This window comes from Streptomyces sp. NPDC043680 (genome assembly GCF_056436685.1).
Genome location: NZ_JBWKCE010000001.1, coordinates 57873 through 78491, shown reverse-complemented (window position 1 = coordinate 78491; position 20619 = coordinate 57873). Strand labels below are relative to the sequence as shown.

At 72.7% G+C, this 20619-nt stretch carries 18 protein-coding genes; 14 read left to right on the top strand and 4 right to left on the bottom strand.

Annotated elements, in window-relative coordinates:
- The first annotated feature begins 119 nt into the window (after positions 1–119).
- The 3 genes from AC0666_RS00330 to AC0666_RS00320 all read left to right on the top strand — a co-directional run bounded on the left by AC0666_RS00330 (position 120) and on the right by AC0666_RS00320 (position 2921).
- Complete coding sequence (locus AC0666_RS00330; protein WP_361717572.1) at positions 120–776, top strand: trimeric intracellular cation channel family protein; 657 nt, start codon at positions 120–122, stop codon at positions 774–776.
- A gap of 42 nt (positions 777–818) precedes the next feature.
- Positions 819–1670: a thioesterase family protein gene (locus AC0666_RS00325; protein ID WP_468581308.1), complete on the top strand. Its 852-nt coding sequence runs from the start codon at positions 819–821 to the stop codon at positions 1668–1670.
- A gap of 87 nt (positions 1671–1757) precedes the next feature.
- Entirely contained in the window at positions 1758–2921 is a 1164-nt protein-coding gene (locus AC0666_RS00320; protein ID WP_468963377.1) for a cysteine desulfurase family protein, read from the top strand.
- Between the two features lie 35 nt (positions 2922–2956).
- Here the strand turns inward: AC0666_RS00320 and AC0666_RS00315 are convergent, their stop codons facing one another.
- Together AC0666_RS00315 and AC0666_RS00310 are read right to left on the bottom strand one after the other, a co-directional pair.
- Positions 2957–3682: a hypothetical protein gene (locus AC0666_RS00315; protein WP_468963378.1), complete on the bottom strand. Its 726-nt coding sequence runs from the start codon at positions 3680–3682 to the stop codon at positions 2957–2959.
- A 73-nt stretch (positions 3683–3755) separates the two neighbouring features.
- Positions 3756–4391 carry an N-acetylmuramoyl-L-alanine amidase gene (locus AC0666_RS00310; RefSeq protein WP_361717560.1) on the bottom strand — a complete coding sequence of 212 codons (636 nt, stop codon included), beginning with the start codon at positions 4389–4391 and terminating at the stop codon, positions 3756–3758.
- A gap of 69 nt (positions 4392–4460) precedes the next feature.
- Between AC0666_RS00310 and mnmA the strand changes: the two genes are divergently transcribed.
- Positions 4461–5591, top strand: a complete 1131-nt coding sequence (mnmA, locus tag AC0666_RS00305; protein WP_478706841.1) for a tRNA 2-thiouridine(34) synthase MnmA — start codon at positions 4461–4463, stop codon at positions 5589–5591.
- Between the two features lie 10 nt (positions 5592–5601).
- Here mnmA and AC0666_RS00300 read toward each other — a convergent pair whose 3' ends face one another.
- Positions 5602–6525: an NADP-dependent oxidoreductase gene (locus AC0666_RS00300; protein WP_468963380.1), complete on the bottom strand. Its 924-nt coding sequence runs from the start codon at positions 6523–6525 to the stop codon at positions 5602–5604.
- 126 nt (positions 6526–6651) lie between these two features.
- Here AC0666_RS00300 and AC0666_RS00295 point away from each other — a divergent pair, with 126 nt between their 5' ends.
- From AC0666_RS00295 to gatB, 10 genes are all read left to right on the top strand, one after another.
- Complete coding sequence (locus tag AC0666_RS00295; RefSeq protein ID WP_468963381.1) at positions 6652–7713, top strand: GlxA family transcriptional regulator; 1062 nt, start codon at positions 6652–6654, stop codon at positions 7711–7713.
- Positions 7714–7766: 53 nt separating this feature from the next.
- Positions 7767–8111 carry a DUF1330 domain-containing protein gene (locus tag AC0666_RS00290; RefSeq protein ID WP_468581300.1) on the top strand — a complete coding sequence of 115 codons (345 nt, stop codon included), beginning with the start codon at positions 7767–7769 and terminating at the stop codon, positions 8109–8111.
- A gap of 303 nt (positions 8112–8414) precedes the next feature.
- Positions 8415–9104, top strand: coding sequence for an SDR family oxidoreductase (locus tag AC0666_RS00285; RefSeq protein WP_468581298.1), 690 nt, complete (start codon positions 8415–8417; stop codon positions 9102–9104).
- A complete protein-coding gene (locus tag AC0666_RS00280; protein WP_468963383.1) occupies positions 9101–10084 on the top strand; it encodes a methionine synthase in 984 nt (327 codons plus the stop codon). The genes AC0666_RS00285 and AC0666_RS00280 overlap by 4 nt, the downstream gene beginning before the upstream one ends.
- Before the next feature lie 30 nt (positions 10085–10114).
- Positions 10115–12328 carry an NAD-dependent DNA ligase LigA gene (gene ligA, locus AC0666_RS00275; RefSeq protein WP_468963384.1) on the top strand — a complete coding sequence of 738 codons (2214 nt, stop codon included), beginning with the start codon at positions 10115–10117 and terminating at the stop codon, positions 12326–12328.
- A gap of 388 nt (positions 12329–12716) precedes the next feature.
- Positions 12717–14909, top strand: a complete 2193-nt coding sequence (locus tag AC0666_RS00270) for a putative bifunctional diguanylate cyclase/phosphodiesterase (protein ID WP_468963385.1) — start codon at positions 12717–12719, stop codon at positions 14907–14909.
- A gap of 154 nt (positions 14910–15063) precedes the next feature.
- Complete coding sequence (gatC, locus tag AC0666_RS00265; protein ID WP_165335824.1) at positions 15064–15360, top strand: Asp-tRNA(Asn)/Glu-tRNA(Gln) amidotransferase subunit GatC; 297 nt, start codon at positions 15064–15066, stop codon at positions 15358–15360.
- 6 nt (positions 15361–15366) lie between these two features.
- Positions 15367–16860: an Asp-tRNA(Asn)/Glu-tRNA(Gln) amidotransferase subunit GatA gene (gene gatA / locus AC0666_RS00260; protein WP_361717533.1), complete on the top strand. Its 1494-nt coding sequence runs from the start codon at positions 15367–15369 to the stop codon at positions 16858–16860.
- Positions 16857–17102, top strand: a complete 246-nt coding sequence (locus AC0666_RS00255; protein ID WP_030295076.1) for a hypothetical protein — start codon at positions 16857–16859, stop codon at positions 17100–17102. Before gatA ends, AC0666_RS00255 begins: the two co-directional genes overlap by 4 nt.
- Before the next feature lie 15 nt (positions 17103–17117).
- Positions 17118–18626 carry an Asp-tRNA(Asn)/Glu-tRNA(Gln) amidotransferase subunit GatB gene (gene gatB / locus AC0666_RS00250; RefSeq protein ID WP_468581293.1) on the top strand — a complete coding sequence of 503 codons (1509 nt, stop codon included), beginning with the start codon at positions 17118–17120 and terminating at the stop codon, positions 18624–18626.
- 124 nt (positions 18627–18750) lie between these two features.
- On the opposite strand, the gene AC0666_RS00245 is transcribed toward gatB, so the two are convergent.
- Positions 18751–20580, bottom strand: coding sequence for a protein kinase domain-containing protein (locus AC0666_RS00245; protein ID WP_478706840.1), 1830 nt, complete (start codon positions 20578–20580; stop codon positions 18751–18753).
- Between the last annotated feature and the right edge of the window lie 39 nt (positions 20581–20619).

Below are 20619 nucleotides of genomic sequence, written 5' to 3'. Positions count from 1 at the left end.
CCGGGTCGGCGTGAGCCGGCAGCCGCGGACGGCTCCCGGCCGAGGGAGCGCCGGGCCGCCGGGCCGGCAGCGGCCCGGCTCTGTAAGGCCGCCGGCCAGGCGAGCGGCACAATGGGGCCGTGCTCCACGATCTCTTCCCGCCCGGCATCCAGCACGCCCTGGACCTCGCGGGCATCTTCGTCTTCGCCACGGCGGGCGCCCTGCTCGCCGTCCGCAAGAACTTCGACGTCTTCGGCATCGCCGTCCTCGCCCTGGTCACCGCCCTCGGCGGCGGCCTCTTCCGCGACCTCGTCATCGGCGCCGTCCCGCCCGCCGCCTTCGGCGAACTCAGCTTCTTCGTCACCCCGCTGATCGCCGCCGCGATCGTCTTCTTCCTGCACCCCGAGGTCCAGCGGATCAACACCGCCATCAACGTCTTCGACGCCGCCGGCCTCGGCCTGTTCTGCGTGACCGGCACCACCAAGGCCTACGAGTTCGGCCTCGGCCTCACCGCCTCCGCCGCGCTCGGCCTGGCCACGGCCGTCGGCGGCGGCGTCCTGCGCGACGTCCTCGCGGGCGAAGTGCCCCGGCTGCTGCGGGACCGCGAGATGTACGCCGTCCCCGCCACCGTCGGCTCCTCCATGGTGGCCGTCTTCATCGGCTTCGACGTCCTGAACGCCCTGACCACCGCCCTGGCGATCGTCACCACCTTCGTGCTGCGCCTCCTCGCCATGCGCTTCCACTGGCGGGCCCCGCTGGCCTGGAACCGCCGTTCCGCAGTGGCCGAAGAGCCGTAGTAAAAGCTACCGCTTAGTAGCTTGCCGTTGTAGGGTCGTTCCATGTCTTACGCAGCGGCCCAGGCCTCCATCGGCGACAGCGAGTTCGACCGCGACACCACCCTCACCGCACGCGCGGACGAGCCCGGGGTGTACGACGCGGAGCTCTCCGCCGGATGGACCATCATCAGCGCCGTCAACGGCGGCTACCTGCTGGCCCTGGTCGGCCGGGCCCTGTCGGCGGCCCTGCCGCACCCGGACCCGTTCACCGTCTCCGCCCACTACCTGACCTCCTCGGTGCCCGGCCCCGCCGTGGTCCGCACCGAGGTCGTCCGCGTGGGGCGCACCCTCTCCACCGGCCAGGCCTCCCTCTTCCAGTACGACGAGAACGGCGCCGAGGTCGAGCGCATCCGCGTCCTCGCCTCCTACGGCGACCTCGCCGCCCTCCCGGACGACGTCCGCACCACCGCCGTGCCGCCGCAGATGCCGCCCTACGAGGACTGCCTCGGCCCGGAGGCCGGCCCGGCCCCGATCCCCGGCAGCAACGCGATCGTGGACCGGCTCAGGCTGCGGCTGGACCCGGCCACGGCGGGCTGGGCGCTCGGCGCGCCGTCCGGCAAGGGTGAGATGCGGGCCTGGTTCGAACTGGCCGACGGCCGCGACGCGGACCCGTTCTCGCTGCTGCTGGCGGTGGACGCGCTCCCGCCGACCTGCTTCGACCTGGGCCTGATCGGCTGGAGCCCGACCGTGGAGCTCACCACGCACATCCGCCAGCGGCCGGCGCCGGGCCCGCTGCGCATCGCGATCACCACGCGGAACCTGGCCGGGGGCTTCCTGGAGGAGGACGCCGAGGTCTGGGACTCGGCGGACCGCCTGGTGGCCCAGTCCCGCCAACTGGCCCGCGCCCCGCGCTAGCCCCGCACTGCGCGTCCCCGGGCCGTACGCCGGCCCCGTCGCACCGGCGTACGGTCCGGGGGCCGGGGCTCGTAGAATCGGGGGATCATGGCCTACCTCGACCACGCAGCCACCACCCCGATGCTCCCGGAGGCCGCCGCGGCGATGACCGCGCAGTTCGCCGCCACGGGCAACGCCTCCTCCCTGCACGCCGCCGGCCGCCGCGCCCGCCGTACCGTCGAGGAGGCCCGCGAGGCCCTCGCCGAGGCGCTCGGGGCTCGGCCGAGCGAGGTGGTCTTCACCGCCGGCGGCACGGAGGCCGACAACCTCGCCGTCAAGGGCCTCTACTGGGCCCGCCGCGGCGCCGACCCCGCCCGGACCCGGGTGCTCGCCAGCCCCGTCGAGCACCACGCCGTCCTCGACGCGGTGCATTGGCTCGCCGAGCACGAGGGAGCCCGGGTCGAGTACCTGCCGGTCGACCGGTACGGGCGGGTGCACCCCGAGGCCCTGCGCGAAGCCGTCGAACGCAACCCCGACGACGTGGCGCTGGCCACCGTCATGTGGGCCAACAACGAGATCGGCACCGTCATGCCGGTGCACGAACTCGCCGCGGTGGCCGCCGAGTTCGGGATCCCCCTGCACTCCGACGCCGTCCAGGCCGTCGGGCAGCTCGACGTCCGCTTCGGCGACAGCGGGCTCGCCGCCATGACCGTCAGCGGCCACAAGATCGGCGGCCCGTACGGCATCGGCGCGCTGCTGCTCGGCCGCGACCAGAGCCCCGTCCCCGTCCTGCACGGTGGCGGCCAGGAGCGGCACGTACGCTCCGGGACCCTCGACGTGCCCGCCGTCGCGGCCTTCGCAGTCGCCGCCGTCCTCGCCGCCGAGCGGCGTGAGCGGTTCGCCGCCGAGATCGGCGCCCTGCGCGACGAACTGGTCACCGCCGTGCGCGCGGCGGTGCCGGACGCCGTCCTCGGCGGGGACCCGGTCGACCGGCTGCCCGCCAACGCCCACTTCAGCTTCCCCGGCTGCGAGGGCGACTCCCTGCTGCTCCTGCTCGACGCCCAGGGCATCGAGTGCTCCACCGGCTCCGCCTGCACCGCGGGTGTGGCCCAGCCCAGCCACGTCCTGCTGGCCACCGGCACCGACCCGGACCTGGCCCGCGGAACCCTGCGGTTCTCGCTCGGACACACCTCCACCAAGGAGGACGTCGCGGCCGTGGCCGCCGCGATCGGCCCGGCCGTCGCGCGCGCCCGTACGGCCGGCCTGGTATGAGTCCCTGAGGGGCCGCGGTGCCGCGGCCGGAGCGGCTACTGGAGCTGGGAGAGGTCGACGGATTCACCCGGCCGCGGGGTGCCGGCGGGCACCGGCTTGTCGTAGTCGGAGAAGTCGGCCTTCCCCTTCTGGCCGTCCTGCCGTCCCTCGACCCGCAGCAGCCGGGGCTTGCCCTCGGTGGCGACGTAGTACGTGCTCGACTCGTCCTCGGAGCGGCTGGTGACGGTGATCGCCTCCGCGCCACCCACGGTGGTTTTCCCGCCCTTCGCAAGGCTCTCGGAGGCCGGTCGCGATGCGTACTTGCGCTGGAACCCGGACAGATCGCAGACCTCGCTGAACTCGTGCAGCAGGGCGTTGCGGGTGCTGCCGTGGATCCAGCGGCCGTTGATCAGCTCGGCCGCGTCCTTGCCGCCGGCACCCGGGATCTGGGACTGGAAGAACTTTGCGTCGGGTTTCAGCCACACGTCCTCCCCCCGCTTGACGATGTCCGCGTGGCCGCCGTTCCCGGGCAGCCCGACGGCGCCGGTGCAGTTGCCGTCCACGTCGAAGCGGAGGTCCAGGGTCGTCGTTCCCGCCGCGTCCTCGACCCGCGCCTGCATCCGGAGGGACTGCGCCTCGTCCAGCGCCTTCCGCGCCTTCTGGACGATCACCTGGGCGCTGTCGTCCTCGACGCCGTTCCCCTGGGGGGCCGCGAATCCCGTCAGCAGTCCACCGAGCGCCCCGGCGGCCAGGCCCAGCGCCGCGCCCCGCAACCCGGACATCGCCTCACCTCCGACGAAACCCCGTCCCCGATCAGCCTAAGCCGGGTCCCTGCACCCCGCAGTCCCGCCCGCCTCAGGCGGCCATGAGCGAGCGCACCAGGCCGAGGTACCGGTCCCAGTCCCAGTGCGGCCCCGGATCGGTGTGGTCGGCGCCCGGGACCTCCGCGTGCCCCAGGATGTGCCGGCGGTCCACCGGTATGCCGTACCGGCGGCAGACATCGGCGGCCAGCCGGGCCGAGGCCGCGTACATCGCGTCCGTGAAGTCCTGCGGGCGGTCCACATAGCCCTCGTGCTCTATGCCGACGCTGCGCTCGTTCATCGAGCGGTTCCCCGAGTGGAAGGCCACGTCCAGCTCGCGCACCATCTGCTCCACATGCCCGTCCTGGCGCACGATGTAATGGGCCGAGGCCCGGTGCCACGGGTTCTTGAAGGCATCCACCGAGGACGCGAAGCTGCCCTGTGTGACATGCACGACGATCCGGTCCACCCGGTAGTCGTCGGGCCGGTCCGCCAGTCGCCAATTCGCCGGCGAGGCCGCCGTCCAGCTCGCGCCCGCGTGGTCCAGCGCGCCCTCCTGGCGCGGCTTGCCCACACCCGGCAGCAGCCACCAGGCGCGGCCGATCTCGTCCCGCCCGGCGACCGCCGCCACCGTGAAGACTCCGAGACCCCCGAACAGCACCGCCCTGCGGGTCCTGCCCTTGTTCCCCATGTGATCCACCCCCCGCACCCGACAACGCGCTGTGACCCGTCCCGGTTCCCCCGTACCCTGGACGGTGCTATGACTGAGAACCTGCCGCGCACCGCCCGCCCCCTTCGCGTCCTGGCCGCCATGTCCGGCGGCGTGGACTCCGCCGTCGCCGCCGCCCGCGCGGTCGAAGCCGGGCACGACGTGACCGGCGTCCACCTGGCGCTCTCCGCGAACCCGCAGTCCTTCCGGACCGGAGCCCGCGGCTGCTGCACCATCGAGGACTCCCGCGACGCCCGCCGCGCCGCCGACGTCATCGGCATCCCCTTCTACGTCTGGGACCTCGCCGAGCGCTTCCGCGAGGACGTCGTCGAGGACTTCATCTCCGAGTACGAGGCCGGGCGCACCCCGAACCCCTGCCTGCGCTGCAACGAGAAGATCAAGTTCGCGGCGCTGCTCGACAAGGCCCTCGCCCTCGGCTTCGACGCCGTCTGCACCGGCCACTACGCCACCGTCGTCGAGAACGCGGACGGCTCCCGCGAGCTGCACCGCGCCTCCGACATGGCCAAGGACCAGTCGTACGTCCTCGGCGTCCTCGACGAGAAGCAGCTCGCCCACGCCCTCTTCCCGCTCGGCGACACCCTCACCACGAAGGACGAGATCCGCGCCGAGGCCGAGCGCCGCGGGCTGGCCGTGGCGAAGAAGCCCGACAGCCACGACATCTGCTTCATCGCCGACGGCGACACGCAGGGCTTCCTGGCGAACCGCCTCGGCAAGGCCGAGGGCGACATCGTCGACGAGGCCGGGGCGAAGGTCGGCACCCACGACGGCGCCTTCGGCTTCACCATCGGCCAGCGCAAGGGCCTGCGGATCGGCCACCCCGCCCCCGACGGCAAGCCGCGTTACGTCCTCGACATCTCCCCGGTGAACAACACCGTCACCGTCGGCCCTGCCGAGGCCCTCGACGTGAGCGCCCTCACCGCGATCCGCCCCCGCTGGTGCGGCTCCGCGCCCGCCGCCCCGGGCACGTACACCGCGCAGCTGCGCGCACACGGCGGCGAGACCGAGGTCTTCGCCGAGCTCGTGGACGGCGAGCTGCGCGTCTCCTTCACCGAGCCGGTCCGCGGCGTGGCGCCCGGCCAGGCGATCGTGCTCTACGACGGCACCCGCGTGGTCGGCTCCGCCACGATCGCCACGACCACCCGGGCGGCCGCCGCCGTCTGACCCCGCGGGATCAGGCCACCGTCAGGACGATCTTGCCGGTGGTCCGGCCGCGCTCGCCGAGCTCGTGGGCCTGCGCGGCCTGCGCCAGCGGCAGCACCGTGTCGATGACGGGGCGCAGCCGCCCCTCCTCGACCAGCGCCGCGATCTCCACCAGGCCCCGGTAGTCGGGCTCCACCAGCGTCCAGCCGGTGTGCACGCCGTCCGCCCCGTCCGGTACGTCGTCCGGGGAGGGCAGCGTCACCAGGTGCCCGCCGGGCCTGAGCACCTTCAGTGAGTGCTGCCCGTTGCCCCCGCCGAGCGAGTCGATCACCACGTCCACGTCGGACACCGCCTCGGCGAAGTCGGTGGTGCGGTAGTCGATCACCTCGTCGGCGCCCAGTCCGCGCAGCAGCTCGTGCTTGGCCGCGCTCGCGGTGCCGATGACGTACGCGCCGCGCGCCTTCGCGATCTGCACCGCCAGGTGGCCGACCCCGCCGGCCGCGGCGTGCACCAGCACGCGCTGGCCGGCGGTGACCCGGGCCGTGTCCACCAGCGCCTGCCAGGCGGTCAATGCCGCCAGCGGCAGCGCGGCCGCCTGCGCGTGGTCGAGAGAGGCGGGCTTGCGGGCGAAGTGCCGGGCCGGACCCACCACGTATTCGGCGTAGCCGCCCGCCTGCCGCGGGAAGCTCGGCATTCCGTACACCTCGTCACCGGGGGCGTAGAGGGTCACGCCCGGGCCGACCGCCTCGACGGTGCCGGAGACGTCCCAACCCACGATCGGGGTCTCGCCCCAGGCGATCAGGCCGCCGCTGGCCCGGGTCTTCCAGTCGACGGGGTTCACGCCGGCCGCGTGGACGCGTACCAGGATCTCGTTCAGGCCCGGCTCTGGGCGGTCGATCTCCCGCTCCACCAGGGTCTCGGGTCCGCCCCATCCGTTCACGACGATCGCACGCATGTCTGTTTCCTCGTTCCATGGGATTCCGTCCGATACCGGGTCCTCCCCCGGCGACACGTCCCACACTCGGGCATCGCAGAACTCCGTGGTATTGGCCGGATGGCCAGGGTGTGACAGGATCTGGCCATGGAGAGCGCACCGAAGACGACAGCGGAGGCCGCGGCCGGCCGGCGTACCCACCGGGTCGCGGTGCTTGCGCTGCCCGGTGTTCCCCCCTTCGAGCTGGGCATTCCCTCCCGCGTCTTCGGCAGCGCCGTGGACGAGGCCGGGCAGGCCCTGTACGAGGTCACCGTCTGCACCGCCGACGGCCGCCCCGTGCTCAGCGACGCCGGTTTCACCGTCCAGCCCGCCGCGGGCCCGGAAGCCCTCGCCGCCGCCGACACCGTGATCGTCCCGCCCACCCACGCCATGCCCGAGCTGGCCCGCGGCGGACCGCTGCCCCCCGAGGTCACCGCCGCCATCGCCGGGATCCGCCCGGGCACCCGCCTGGTCTCCATCTGCACCGGCTCCTACGTCCTGGCCGCGGCCGGCCTCCTCGACGGCCGCCCTGCCACCACGCACTGGAACCTCGCCCCCGAGTTCCGCCGCGCCTACCCGCGCGTCCTGGTGGACGAGGACGTGCTGTTCGTGGACGACGGCGACGTCCTGACCTCCGCCGGGGTCGCCGCCGGGGTGGACCTGTGCCTGCACCTGATCCGCCGGGACCACGGAACCACCGTCACCAACCGGGCCGCCCGGATGTGCGTCGTCCCGCCCTGGCGCGACGGCGGCCAGGCCCAGTACATCGACCGGCCCGTCCCCGCCCCCACCGTCGCCACCACCACCGCCACCCGCGCCTGGGCGCAGCAGCGGCTCGGCGAGCCCCTCACCCTGGCCGAGCTGGCCGACCACGCGCGGATGAGCCTGCGCACCTTCACGCGCCGCTTCCGGGACGAGGTCGGCATGACGCCGGTGCAGTGGCTCACCGGCCAACGCCTCGAAGTGGCCCGCCAGTTGCTGGAGTCCAGCGACCTCCCGGTGGACCTGGTCGCACACCGGGCGGGCTTCGGATCGGCCAACTCGCTGCGCCAGCACATGCGGACGGCGCTCGGCGTCTCCCCGATCGCCTACCGCCGCACCTTCCAGCCGCACGGCCCGGCCGCCTCCGCCGTGACCCCGGAGGTAATCGCCACCGGGGCGGCTCCCTGACAGCATTGGCTCAACGGCACGGAACACCGGGCCGGTTGACAGGGGAGACGACCATGACCGCGTACGCCATCGGCCACATCCGTCCCGAGACCATGAACGAGGACATCCTCCGCTACATCGAGGAGATCCAGTCGACCATGGACCCCTTCGAGGGCCGGTTCCTCGTCCACGGAGCCAAGGTCGAGGTCCTGGAGGGCGCCTTCCCCGGGGACCTGGTGATCATCGCCTTCCCGGACATCGAGCGGGCCCGAGCCTGGTACGCCTCACCCGCCTACCAGGAGATCCTCCCGCTGCGCACCCGCCACATCCCGGGCGACGTCCTCCTCGTCGAGGGCGTCCCCACCGACTACGACGCGGCGAAGACGGCCGCCACCCTCCGCAGGGCCGCCAACCTCTGAACGCGACCGACGCCCAGGAGGGCCTCCTGGGCTCTGCAGGCGGGGTGGGGACACTGCGGTGGTGAGTCGCGGACGAGCGGTCACCGCCGAATCCGTTCCTGATGCGGCCGGGATCCGCGAGGCGAGACGAACTTCCGGAGTGGCCCCACCCCGCCACGACACGCTCCCGCCCAACACCACCGAGCCTCCGAAGCCCCGCATGCACGGGCGTATCCGGATCCGAGCTCCCGGAAAGCCCCGGCCGCCAGGCCGAGCCCACCCGGCCCGGGGACCGGGCCCACCGGCACCTGCGAGCATGACCCCATGCCTACTCACCTGATCACCGGCGCCGGCTCCGGCATCGGCGCCGCCGTCGCCACCCGCCTGCACGCCCGCGGCGACGACCTCGTCCTCCTGGCCCGCGACGCCGCCCGCGCCAAGCAGCTCGTCGAGCGCTACCCCGGCTCCCGTACCCTCGTCGGGGACCTCGCGGACCCCGACCGGCTGTCCTGGGCCTTCTCCAAGCAGGCCGTCCCCGAGCGGATCGACTCCCTCCTCCACGTCGCCGGCATCGTGGACCTCGGCCCCGTCGGTGAGCTGCGCCCCAAGACCTGGCACCAGCAGCTCAACGTCAACCTGATCGCCCCCGCCGAGGTCACCCGGCTGCTGCTGCCCACTCTGCGGGCCTCCAAGGCCACCGTCGTCTTCGTGAACTCAGGCGCCGGCCTGACCGCCCACGCCGACTGGAGTGCCTACGCCGCCTCCAAGCACGGCCTCAAGGCCCTCGCCGACTCCCTGCGCGCCGAGGAGAAGGCCAACGGCATCCGGGTCACCTCCGTCTACCCGGGCCGTACCGCCAGCCCCATGCAGGCCAAGGTGCACTCCCAGGAGGGCAAGGAGTACGACCCCGCCGCCTGGATCGACCCCGAGTCCGTGGCGACCACCATCGTCATGGCCGTCGACCTGCCCCGCGACGCCGAGGTCAACGACCTGAGCGTGAGGCCGGGCCGATGAGCGCGAACGCCACCGGAGTCGGGTCCCTGCCCGGCGGTGACGCCCGCGAAGCCGCCAAGACGGTCACCGGATCCTTCGAGGAGTTCCCGTACCTGCCCGAGCTGCCGGCCCGCGGGCCCGGCGCGGACATGATCGGCCGCTCGCTCGGCCTGCTCGTCGAGCTGTACGCGCACGTCGAGCCCAGCGGCTGGCGGATCAGCGACCGCCCCGGCCGCGACACCCGGCGCGCCCGGTCCTGGCTCGGCGAGGACCTGGACGCCCTGGAGGAGTTCACCCAGGGCTACGAGGGCAGGCTCAAGGTCCAGGCGGTCGGGCCGTGGACCCTGGCCGCCGCCCTGGAACTGCACGGCGGCGAGGCCGTCCTCCAGGACGCCGGGGCCTGCCGGGACCTGGCCGCCTCGCTCGCCGAGGGCCTGCGCGGACACCTGGCCGACGTCCGCAGGCGTATTCCGGGCGCCGAGATCGTCCTCCAGTTCGACGAGCCCTCGCTCACCGCCGTCCTCCAGGGCCGGGTCCGCTCCGCCAGCGGCTACCGCACCTACCGGGCCGTGGACCGCCAGGTCGTCGAGGGCGCGCTGCGCGACCTGTTCGCCGTCCACGAAGGGGAGGTGATCGTGCACTCCTGCGCCCCCGAGGTCCCCTTCGGCCTGCTCCGCCGGGCCGGCGCGGCAGGCGTGTCGTTCGATTTCTCCTTGCTCACCGAGCGCGAGGACGACGCCATCGGGGAAGCCGTCGAAGGCGGGGCGAAGCTCTTCGCCGGAGTGGTGCCGGGCACCGACACCCCGTTGTCGGACCCGGGCGGTAGCGTCATGGGTGTCAGGAAGCTTTGGCGCAGGCTGGGGCTGTCCCCGGGGACTCTCGCCGAGTCCGTGGTGGTCACCCCGTCGTGCGGTCTGGCGGGCGCTTCGCCCGCCTATGCCCGCGCGGTGCAGGCGCACTGCGTCAGGGCGGCGAGGTCGCTCGCCGACAACCCTGAGTGACGGACGAGACGGGCCACGGGAGGACACGGCATGGCAGCCGAACAGAAGCAGGCCGGCGACGGCACGGCGGCACCGGCGGCGGTGCGTGAGCAGCACGCGCTGCTGGCCGAGCAGGTCGAGGAGCACCGCTTCCGGTACTACGTGAACGACCAGCCGGTCGTCAGCGACGCCGAGTTCGACCAGCTGCTGCGCTCGCTGGAGGCGCTGGAGGACCAGTATCCGGAGCTGCGCACGCCCGACTCGCCCACCCAGAAGGTGGCCGGGGCGTACGAGACGGACTTCGCCTCCGTCCAGCACCGCGAGCGCATGCTCTCCCTCGACAACGCCTTCGACGACGAGGAGCTGACGGCCTGGGCCGACCGGGTGGCGCGGGACGTCAACACGCCCGACGTCCACTTCCTGTGCGAGCTCAAGGTGGACGGCCTCGCCGTCAACCTCACCTACGAGAGGGGCCGGCTGACCCGCGCCGCCACCCGCGGCGACGGCCGCACCGGCGAGGACATCACGCCCAACGTCCGCACCATCGCGGAGATCCCGGACCGCCTCAAGGGCGACCGGATCCCGGAGCTGGTGGAGATCCGCGGCGAGGTCTTCTTCCCGATGGAGAAGTTCGAGGCGCTCAACGCGCGGCTGGTCGAGGCCGGTGAGAAGCCCTTCGCCAACCCGCGCAACGCGGCGGCAGGGTCCCTGCGCCAGAAGGACCCGAAGGTCACCGCCACGCGCCCGCTGCACATGGTGGTGCACGGCATCGGCGCGCGCGAGGGCTTCGAGATCGACAAGCTCTCGCACGCGTACGGGCTGCTGCGCGAGTGGGGCCTGCCGACGGCCCGGCACAACAAGGTGGTCTCCTCGCTCGCGGAGGTCAAGGAGTTCATCGCGTACTTCGGCGAGAACCGGCACTCCGTGGAGCACGAGATCGACGGCGTGGTCGTCAAGCTCGACGAGATCCCGCTCCAGGGCCGCCTCGGCTCCACCGCGCGGGCGCCGCGGTGGGCCATCGCCTGGAAGTACGCCCCGGAAGAGGTCAACACCAAGCTGGTCGACATCAAGGTCGGCGTCGGCCGGACCGGGCGCGTGACCCCGTACGCGCAGGTGGAGCCGGTCACGGTGGCCGGGTCCGAGGTCGAGTTCGCGACCCTGCACAACCAGGAGGTCGTCAAGGCCAAGGGCGTGCTGATCGGGGACACCGTCGTGCTGCGCAAGGCCGGCGATGTGATTCCGGAGATCCTCGGCCCGGTGGTGGACCTGCGCGACGGCACCGAGCGGGAGTTCGTGATGCCGGCCGACTGCCCCGAGTGCGGGACCGCCCTGCGGCCGATGAAGGAGGGCGACATCGACCTGCGCTGCCCCAACGGGCAGACGTGTCCAGCCCAGTTGCGCGAGCGGCTCTTCTACCTGGCCGGCCGCCAGTGCCTGGACATCGAGAACTTCGGTGCGGTGGCCGCGGCCGCCCTCACCAACCCGCTGGAGCCGGCCGAGCCGCCGATGCGCGACGAGGGCGACCTCTTCGGCCTCACGATGGAACAGCTGCTCCCCATCAAGGCGTACGTTCTGGACGCCGACAGCGGACTGCCCAAGCGCGACCCGAAGACCGGCGAGGAGAAGATCGTCACGGTCTTCGCCAACCAGAAGGGCGAGCCGAAGAAGAACGCCCTGGCCATGCTGGAGAACATCCGGGCCGCCAAGGAGCGCCCGCTGGCCCGGTTCATCAACGGCCTGTCGATCCGGCACGTGGGACCCGTGGCGGCGGAGACCCTGGCGCGCGAGTTCCGTTCCATCGAGCGGATCGAGGCGGCCACCGAGGAGGAACTGGCCGCGACCGAGGGCGTCGGACCGATCATCGCGGCGGCCGTCAAGGAATGGTTCGCCGTCGACTGGCACCAGGAGATCCTGCGCAAGTGGCGGGCCGCCGGAGTCCGGTTGGAGGAGGAAGGTTCCGCCGAGGAGGCGGGGCCGCGCCCCCTGGAGGGCCTGACGGTCGTCGTGACCGGCACCCTGCAGAGCCACACCCGCGACGGTGCGAAGGACGCCCTGCAGAGCCGGGGCGCCAAGGTGACCGGCTCCGTCTCCAAGAAGACCTCCTTCGTCGTGGTCGGCGACAACCCGGGCTCCAAGTACGACAAGGCCGTCCAGTTGAAGCTGCCCATCCTCGACGACGCGGGCTTCGCGGTGCTGCTGGAGCAGGGCCCGGACGCGGCGCGCGAGGCGGCGCTCGTGGTGGACGGCGCCCCCGAAGCGGAGTAATACCCCTGGAGGGACTCGTCCCGACAGGCGCTCCGGGCGAATGGATGCGTGGCGTGCGGCCGGACGGGCGGGCGCACGCCAGGCGCGACAGCGGGGGGCAAACGGCTGGTACAAGGCTGTTCGCAGGGCGGTGAGCTGTCGGATCATCGGATGGGTGACCCGGGGGTCCTGGTCCCGGCTCACCCGTTCGGCGGATACCGTACTGATGAGGATGGCTGGGTCGCATTCGGGCAACCGCCGCCGACCGCTGCCCCTGGGAGCCTCTCGCGTCCTACTGTTGAGGGGTGCGCCTGTCGTGCGCGGCTGCGTGATGGGTATTCCAGCCGTGATGGCATGACATCGGGGCCATCGCGTGACATCGGCATCCCCGGCTGTGAGAGGGACGGGCATGAAACCCACCGAAAGCGCCGACCCGTCACCTGATTTCGGCGGGGAGATCCCGTCCATGCGGACGGGCCGGCCCGGGGTCCTGGGTGCCAGGACACCGGACACCCATCCGCTCGACGGCGGAGCGGGCCCCGGCGGAGCACGGCAGCGCACGGTGCTGCCCTTCCTCGTCGTGGGCCTGGCCGTCGTGGTGCTCGTCGCCGGCATCGCGTCCGCGCTGACCGATCGTCATGCCCTGTTCCCCGGCGGACCGGTCGGCTGGGCACTCGCCCTGCTCACCGGTGTCATCGTCGGGCACCTGGTCGCGCTGGGCCGCGACCGCTGGTGGGGCGGCACCGGCTCGGGCGCGGCGCTCACCCTCGGCGTGCTCGTCCTCTACGGGTGGGTGCCGGCCGCGCTCGTCTCGCTCGCGGTGGTCTCCCTGGTCGGGGCCGCGCGCCGGCACCGCTGGCGGCAGGGGCTGCTGCACGGCTGCGCCGACATCCTCGGCATCGGCGCGGGGGCGCTCGTCCTCGCCGCGTTCGGGCACGTCCCGACCGTCGAGACGCCGTGGACGCCGACCGGCTGGGGGCTGGACGCCGCCCCCGAACTCATCCTCGTCGCCGTGGCCTACCTGGTGGTCACCCGGACCCTGCTGTGGGCCGCCCTCGCCCCGCGCGGCGGACGGCCCGGCCTCGACCGGGCGGCCCTGCTCCGGCACGCCTTAGTCGCCGTCGCGCTGCTCGGCATCGCCCCGCTGATCTGCGTGGTCGCCGTGACGCAGCCGGTGCTGCTGCCGCTGTTCGCCGTACCGCTGATCGCCCTGGACTCCACCCTGTGGATCGCCCGCGCCCGCGCCGAGGAGCAGCTGCGCGATCCGCTGACCGGGCTGCCGAACCGGCAGTGGCTGCTGGAGCGGGCCTGGAGCGCCCTGGACGAGGCTGAACGTTTGGGCACCCGGTCAGCCCTTGTGCTGATCGACCTGGACCGCTTCCGCGCGGTCAACGACACCCTGGGCCACCTGGCGGGGGACCGGCTGCTGCTCCAGATCGCCGACCGGCTGCAACAGGCCCTCCCGGAGGACGCGGAGGCCGCCCGCCTCGGAGGCGACGAGTTCGCGGTCCTGCTGCCCACCACCGACTCCACCACCAGCGCCCAGCGGGTCGCCCGCCACCTGGTCGCCGAGCTCAGCTCCCCCCTCGACCTGGACGGGCTCACGCTCGTCCTGGAGGCCAGCGCCGGCCTCGCCGTCTTCCCCGACCACGCCCTGGACGCGGAGGGGCTGCTGCGGCGCGCCGACGTGGCCATGTACCAGGCGAAGCGGGACCGCACGGGCGTGGAGGTGTACGAGTCCAAGCGGGACAGCAACACCCCCGACCGGCTCGGCCTCCTCGGCGACCTGCGCAGAGCCCTGGACGCCGGCGAGGTGGAACTGCACTACCAGCCCAAGGTCCGCTTCGACGGGCAGGTGGCCGGCCTCGAAGCCCTCGTACGGTGGGTCCACCCGGAGCGGGGGCGGGTCTCGCCGGACGAGTTCATCGCGATCGCCGAGACCTCCGGCCTGATGCCGCACCTCACCGAGTACGTCCTGGAGACCGCCCTGGCGCAGGCGGCCCGCTGGCGCGCCCAGGGCCTGAAGGTCCCGGTGGCCGTCAACGTCTCGCCGCGCGACGTCCACACCCCGGGCTTCGCCGGGGCGGTGGCCGCACGGCTGGCCCGGCACGGCGTCCCGGCGAGCGGTCTCCAGCTGGAGATAACGGAACACGTCCTGCTGGAGGACCCGCAGCGGGCGGCGGACACGATGGCGGGCCTGACGGGCCACGGCGTCAAGATGTCGCTGGACGACTTCGGCACGGGCTACTCCTCCCTCGTGCACCTGCGCCGGCTGCCGGTGAGCGAGCTGAAGATCGACCGCTCGTTCGTGGCCCGGCTGGCCGTGGACACCCAGGACGCGGAGATCGTCCGCTGCACGGTGGACCTCGCCCACTCCCTGGGCCTGCTCGTGGTCGCCGAGGGCGTGGAGGACGACGAGACGTGGGAGCGCCTGCGCGACCTCGGCTGCGACGCCGTCCAGGGCTGGCTGGTCGCCGCCGCGATGCCCCCGCAGGAGGCGACGGCCTGGCTCCTGGCCCGTGGCGAACGCGGCTGGCGCCGCCCCGCGGACATCACCGCGGAACTCTCCATCGCCCCCACCCGGGCGGAATCCGCCCCCTGACGGCCCTCGCCCGGGGCCGCCGCGCAGGCAGCGGGACGGCCGTCCCGGGCGGGATTTCCCGGGGGTCCGGGGGAAACGGTTTCGTGGGTCCGGGGCCCGGCCCCATAGGATTGGGCACGAAACTACACACTCACCACCCCCAGAGGATCGCTGCATGCCTGGCATCACGCGCGAGGAGGTCGCCCACCTCGCTCGGCTGGCACGTCTGGAGCTCAAGGCCGAAGAGCTGGAACACTTCGCCGGACAGCTCGACGACATCATCGGCGCGGTCGCCCGCGTATCCGAGGTCGCCGACCAAGACGTCCCGCCGACCTCCCACCCGCTGCCCCTGACGAACGTCATGCGCGCGGACGAGGTCCGACCGTCGCTCACCCCCGAGCAGGCGCTTTCCGGCGCTCCCGCCCAGGAGCAGCAGCGTTTCAAGGTGCCGCAGATCCTGGGGGAGGACTAAGAAGCCATGACCGACATCATCAAGCTCACCGCAGCCGAGACCGCCGAAAAGATCGCCTCCGGCGAGCTCACGGCCGTCCAGGTCACCGAGGCCCACCTCGCCCGCATCGACGCGACCGACGAGAAGGTCCACGCCTTCCTCCACGTCGACCGGGAGGGCGCCCTCGCCCAGGCCCGCGCCGTCGACGCCAAGCGCGAGCGCGGCGAGAAGCTCGGCCCGCTGGCCGGCGTCCCGCTCGCCCTCAAGGACATCTTCACCACCGTCGGGGTCCCGACCACCGTCGGTTCGAAGATCCTCGAAGGCTGGATCCCGCCGTACGACGCCACCCTGACGCGCAAGCTCAAGGAAGCCGACGTCGTCATCCTCGGCAAGACCAACATGGACGAGTTCGCCATGGGGTCCTCCACCGAGAACAGCGCCTACGGCCCCACCGGCAACCCCTGGGACCTCACCCGCATCCCCGGCGGCTCCGGCGGCGGCTCCGCGGCCGCCCTCGCCGCCTTCCAGGCCCCCCTCGCCATCGGCACGGACACCGGCGGCTCCATCCGCCAGCCCGCCGCCGTCACCGGCACCGTCGGCGTCAAGCCCACGTACGGCGGCGTCTCCCGCTACGGCATGGTGGCCTTCTCCTCCTCCCTCGACCAGGGCGGCCCGTGCGCCCGTACGGTCCTGGACGCGGCCCTCCTGCACGAGGTCATCGCCGGCCACGACCCGCTGGACTCCACCTCCATCGACGCCCCGGTCCCGCCGGTCGTCGAGGCGGCCCGCAACGGCTCCGTCGCCGGCATGCGCGTCGGCGTCGTCAAGCAGTTCGCCGGCGAGGGCTACCAGGCCGGCGTCGTCCAGCGCTTCAACGAGTCCGTCGAGCTCCTCAAGGAGCTGGGCGCCGAGATCGTCGAGCTGGACTGCCCGTCCTTCGACCTCGCGATGGCCGCGTACTACCTGATCGCGCCGTCCGAGTGCTCCTCCAACCTGGCCCGCTTCGACGCCATGCGCTACGGCCTGCGCGTCGGCGACGACGGCACCAAGTCCGCCGAGGACGTCACCGCGCTCACCCGCGAGGCCGGCTTCGGCGACGAGGTCAAGCGCCGCATCATCCTCGGTACCTACGCGCTGAGCTCCGGCTACTACGACGCGTACTACGGCTCGGCCCAGAAGGTCCGCACGCTCATCAGCAAGGACTTCGAGAAGTCCTTCGAGCAGGTCGACGTGATCGTCTCCCCGACGACCCCGACCACCGCCTTCCCCATCGGCGAGCGCACCGACGACCCGCTGGCGATGTACCTCGCCGACCTGTGCACCATCCCGACCAACCTGGCCGGCAACGCCGCCATGTCGCTGCCGTGCGGCCTGGCGCCGGAAGACGGCCTGCCGGTCGGACTGCAGATCATCGCCCCGGCGATGAAGGACGACCGGCTGTACAAGGTCGGTGCCGCCGTCGAGGCCGCCTTCACCGCGCGCTGGGGTCACCCGCTGCTTGAGGAGGCTCCGTCGCTGTGAGTTCGAGTGCGCTGTCCAAGGCCAAGGGCTTCAAGAAGTCCAAGTCCGGTACGTACCTGTCGATCGGCACCACCGCCTTCGGTGCCATCAGCGTGATCAAGCAGGCCCGCAAGGCCCGCACCGAGAACGACACGCTGAAGCTGGTCGACGCCGTTGTGTCCGCCGCCGCCATCGTCACCGGCCTCGCGATCCTGTACCGCGAGCTGAAGCGCCTCGGCGACGACGACGTCCTGCTGGGCTGAGAGGGAAGTTTCACTGTGACCGTCACCGAACTGCTGTCGTACGAGGACGCCCTCGCGTCGTACGACCCCGTCATGGGCCTGGAGGTCCATGTCGAGCTCGGCACCAAGACCAAGATGTTCTGCGGCTGTTCCACCGAGCTGGGCGCCGAGCCCAACTCGCAGACCTGCCCCACCTGCCTCGGCCTGCCCGGCTCCCTGCCGGTCGTCAACGCGATCGGTGTCGAGTCGGCCGTCAAGATCGGCCTCGCGCTGAACTGCGAGATCGCCGAATGGTGCCGTTTCGCCCGGAAGAACTACTTCTATCCGGACATGCCGAAGAACTTCCAGACCTCCCAGTACGACGAGCCCATCGCCTTCAACGGCTACCTCGACGTACAGCTGGAGGACGGCGAGGTCTTCCGCGTGGAGATCGAGCGCGCCCACATGGAGGAGGACACCGGCAAGTCGCTGCACGTCGGCGGCGCCACCGGCCGTATCCACGGCGCGTCTCACTCCCTGCTGGACTACAACCGCGCCGGCATCCCGCTCATCGAGATCGTCACCAAGCCGATCGAGGGCGCGGGCGTACGGGCCCCCGAGGTCGCCAAGGCGTACGTCGCCGAGCTGCGCGAGGTCATCAAGGCGCTCGGCGTCTCCGAGGCCCGGATGGACAAGGGCCAGATGCGCTGCGACGTCAACCTGTCGCTGCGCCCCAGCCCCGACGCCCCCTTCGGCACCCGCTCGGAGACGAAGAACGTCAACTCGCTGCGTTCCGTGGAGCGCGCGGCGCGCTTCGAGATCCAGCGCCACGCGGCCGTCCTCAGCGGTGGCGGCACCATCGTTCAGGAGACCCGGCACTTCCACGAGGAGGACGGCTCCACCACGGCCGGCCGCATCAAGGACAACGCCGAGGACTACCGGTACTTCCCGGAGCCCGACCTGGTGCCCGTCGCCCCGGCCCGTGCGTGGGTCGAGGAACTGCGCGCCGGACTGCCCGAGATGCCGCGCGTGCGCCGCAACCGGCTCCGCGAGGAGTGGGGCGTCTCCGAGCACGACATGCAGTCGATCCTCAACGCGGGCGCCGTGGACTCCATCGTCGCCACGATCGAGGCGGGTGCCGACTCGGCCGCCGCACGCAAGTGGTGGATGGGCGAGCTCGCCCGCAACGCCAACGAGCAGGGCGTCTCGGTCGACGAGCTGCCGATCACCCCGGCCCAGGTCGCGCGCGTCGCGGCGCTGGTCGCGGCGGGCGACCTGAACGACAAGCTGGCGCGCCAGGTCATCGAGGGCGTCCTCGCCGGCGAGGGCACCCCGGACGAGGTCGTCGAGAAGCGCGGCCTGAAGGTCGTCTCGGACGAGGGCGCGCTCGGCGCGGCCGTGGACGAGGCCATCGCGGCCAACGGCGCGATCGCCGACAAGATCCGCGGCGGCAAGGTCGCCGCCGTCGGCGCCCTGGTCGGCGCGGTCATGAAGACCACCCGCGGCCAGGCCGATGCGGCCCGTGTCAAGGAGCTCATCCTGGAGCGCCTCGGCGTCTCCGCGTAGTCGCTCCGTCCGTACCACGGCGGCCCCGCACCGGATTCCGGTGCGGGGCCGCCGTGCGTCCGGCCCGGTCCTGCCCGGGGCCTGCCCGGTGGGGCACTGCCGGCGCGGGATGGTGCGGCTCGGGTCAGCGGGTCAGCTGGGGGGCGGCGATGACGACGGTGCCGTTGTCGCAGCCCATGTCCACCTTGACGCGCAGCCGCAGGGCTCCCGTCACGTCCACCGACTGCGTGGCCGGCTTGCCGAGCTCGACGAGCTCGGAGAAGGCCGCGGGCTTCCCGTCGAGCGAGATGCTGACCCGTCCCTTCTCGTGGGTGGAGCCGTCGTCGATCCCGGCGGTGAACTCCAGGTGCTTCCACTCGCGGTTGAGGTCGAACTCCGTGATCGCCTCGTCGTTGCAGTCGGGCTGCGCGACGAAGGCCGCCCCGTACTGCTTGGTGTTGATCTTCGCCGCCCCGACGGTGAAGTTGCCCAGCCCCGCGATGGGCGTCAACTGGGTCAGGTCCGCGGCCTTGATGTCCGGCGCGACGCCGCCCGGCCGGGTACCGCTCGCCGTGGGGTCGGGGCTCGCGGCCTGCGGGCTCTCGCTCTCCGAGGGGCTCGGGGTCGGGGACTCGGCCTCCGCTGCGGCCGCCTCGGAGGCGGAGTTGCCGCCCTTGTTCCCCGACGCCGCCTGGTCGGCGCCGCCCTTGTCCTTGTCCAGCAGCCGTACGCCGAGCACCGCGAGGGCCGCGACGACCAGTACGGCGGCCACCGAACCCAGGACCAGCCCGGTCCGCCGCTTCTTCGACCGGACCGGCCCCGGGGGTGGGGACTCGTGCAGCGGGTACGTCGGCCCGTATCCGGCAGGTACGTGCGCCTGCTGCGCCTGTTGCGCCTGCTGCGCCTGCTGCGCCTGCTGCGCCTGCTGCGCCTGCTGCGGCGCCGGGGCGGGCGGGGCCGGTGTGTGGACCGGCGGCGGGCCCGCAGGCTGCGGAGGCACCACCGGCCTCGCCGGTGCGGGAGCCGCAGCCGCAGCCGGATCGGGAGCCGCGTCCCGCACGGCCCGCTGCGAGGCGGAGGAGGTGGTGGACACCACCGCGTGCCGTACGTCCTTCATCCAGGCGGCCAGGCTCACGGGCCGCTGCGTCGGGTCGCCCGCGTAGACGGCGGTGATCCGGGCCCGCTGCTCGGCGTCCAGTACGGCGATCTGCGGCAGCGCGGCCATCGCTCGGGCCAGCTGCTCGGGCGAACTGGGCGGGGACTCCCCGCTCAGCAGGAAGTACGCGATGGCCCCGAAGGCGTACCGGTCGGCGGCCGGAGTCCGCTTGCCGTCGAAGACCTCGGGAGCCGCGTATCCCGGGGTGAACCAGACCTCGGCCGTCTGGTGGTCGGCGGTCAGCTTGCTGAGCCCGAAGTCCACGAGGGTGGCCTGCCCGTGGGCGTCGACCATCACATTGCCGGGGGACAGGTCGCCGTGGATGACCTGGCGCCCGGAGGGGGTGGCCTTCCCGGAGTGCAGCCAGTCCAGGACGTCGGCCAGCTGCTCCAGCGTCCGCATCACCTCGCGCCGCTCGGCGGCGGTGGCGAGGCTCCGCTCGGCCCGCCAGTCGCGCAGGTCGAGCCCGTCGACGTGGTTCATCACGAGGACGAGCGCCCGCCCGGTCAGCGTTCCGGACTCCCCGGGCCGGTGGATGGGCGGCCCCTCGAAGTGCTCCCGCACGCCGACGACGCCCGGGCGGTGGACGAAGCGCAGGAGCTCGGCCTGCTCGTTCCACTTGCGGCTGATCCGGTCGAACTCCTCGGGCGTGATGGTCGTCTTGGAGTCCAGCACCTTGACGACCACCGGTTCGCTGCCGCCCGCGAGCTCGATCTCCGCGAGATAGAGCACGGCCTCCCCGCCGCGCCCGATCGCCCGGAGCAGCCGGTACCGGTCTGCTGCCGCATCCGGCCCGATGTACAGATTCTGGCTGGTCAATTTCCCCCCAGCGCCGATGCCTTGAGTGGCCATCAGTCT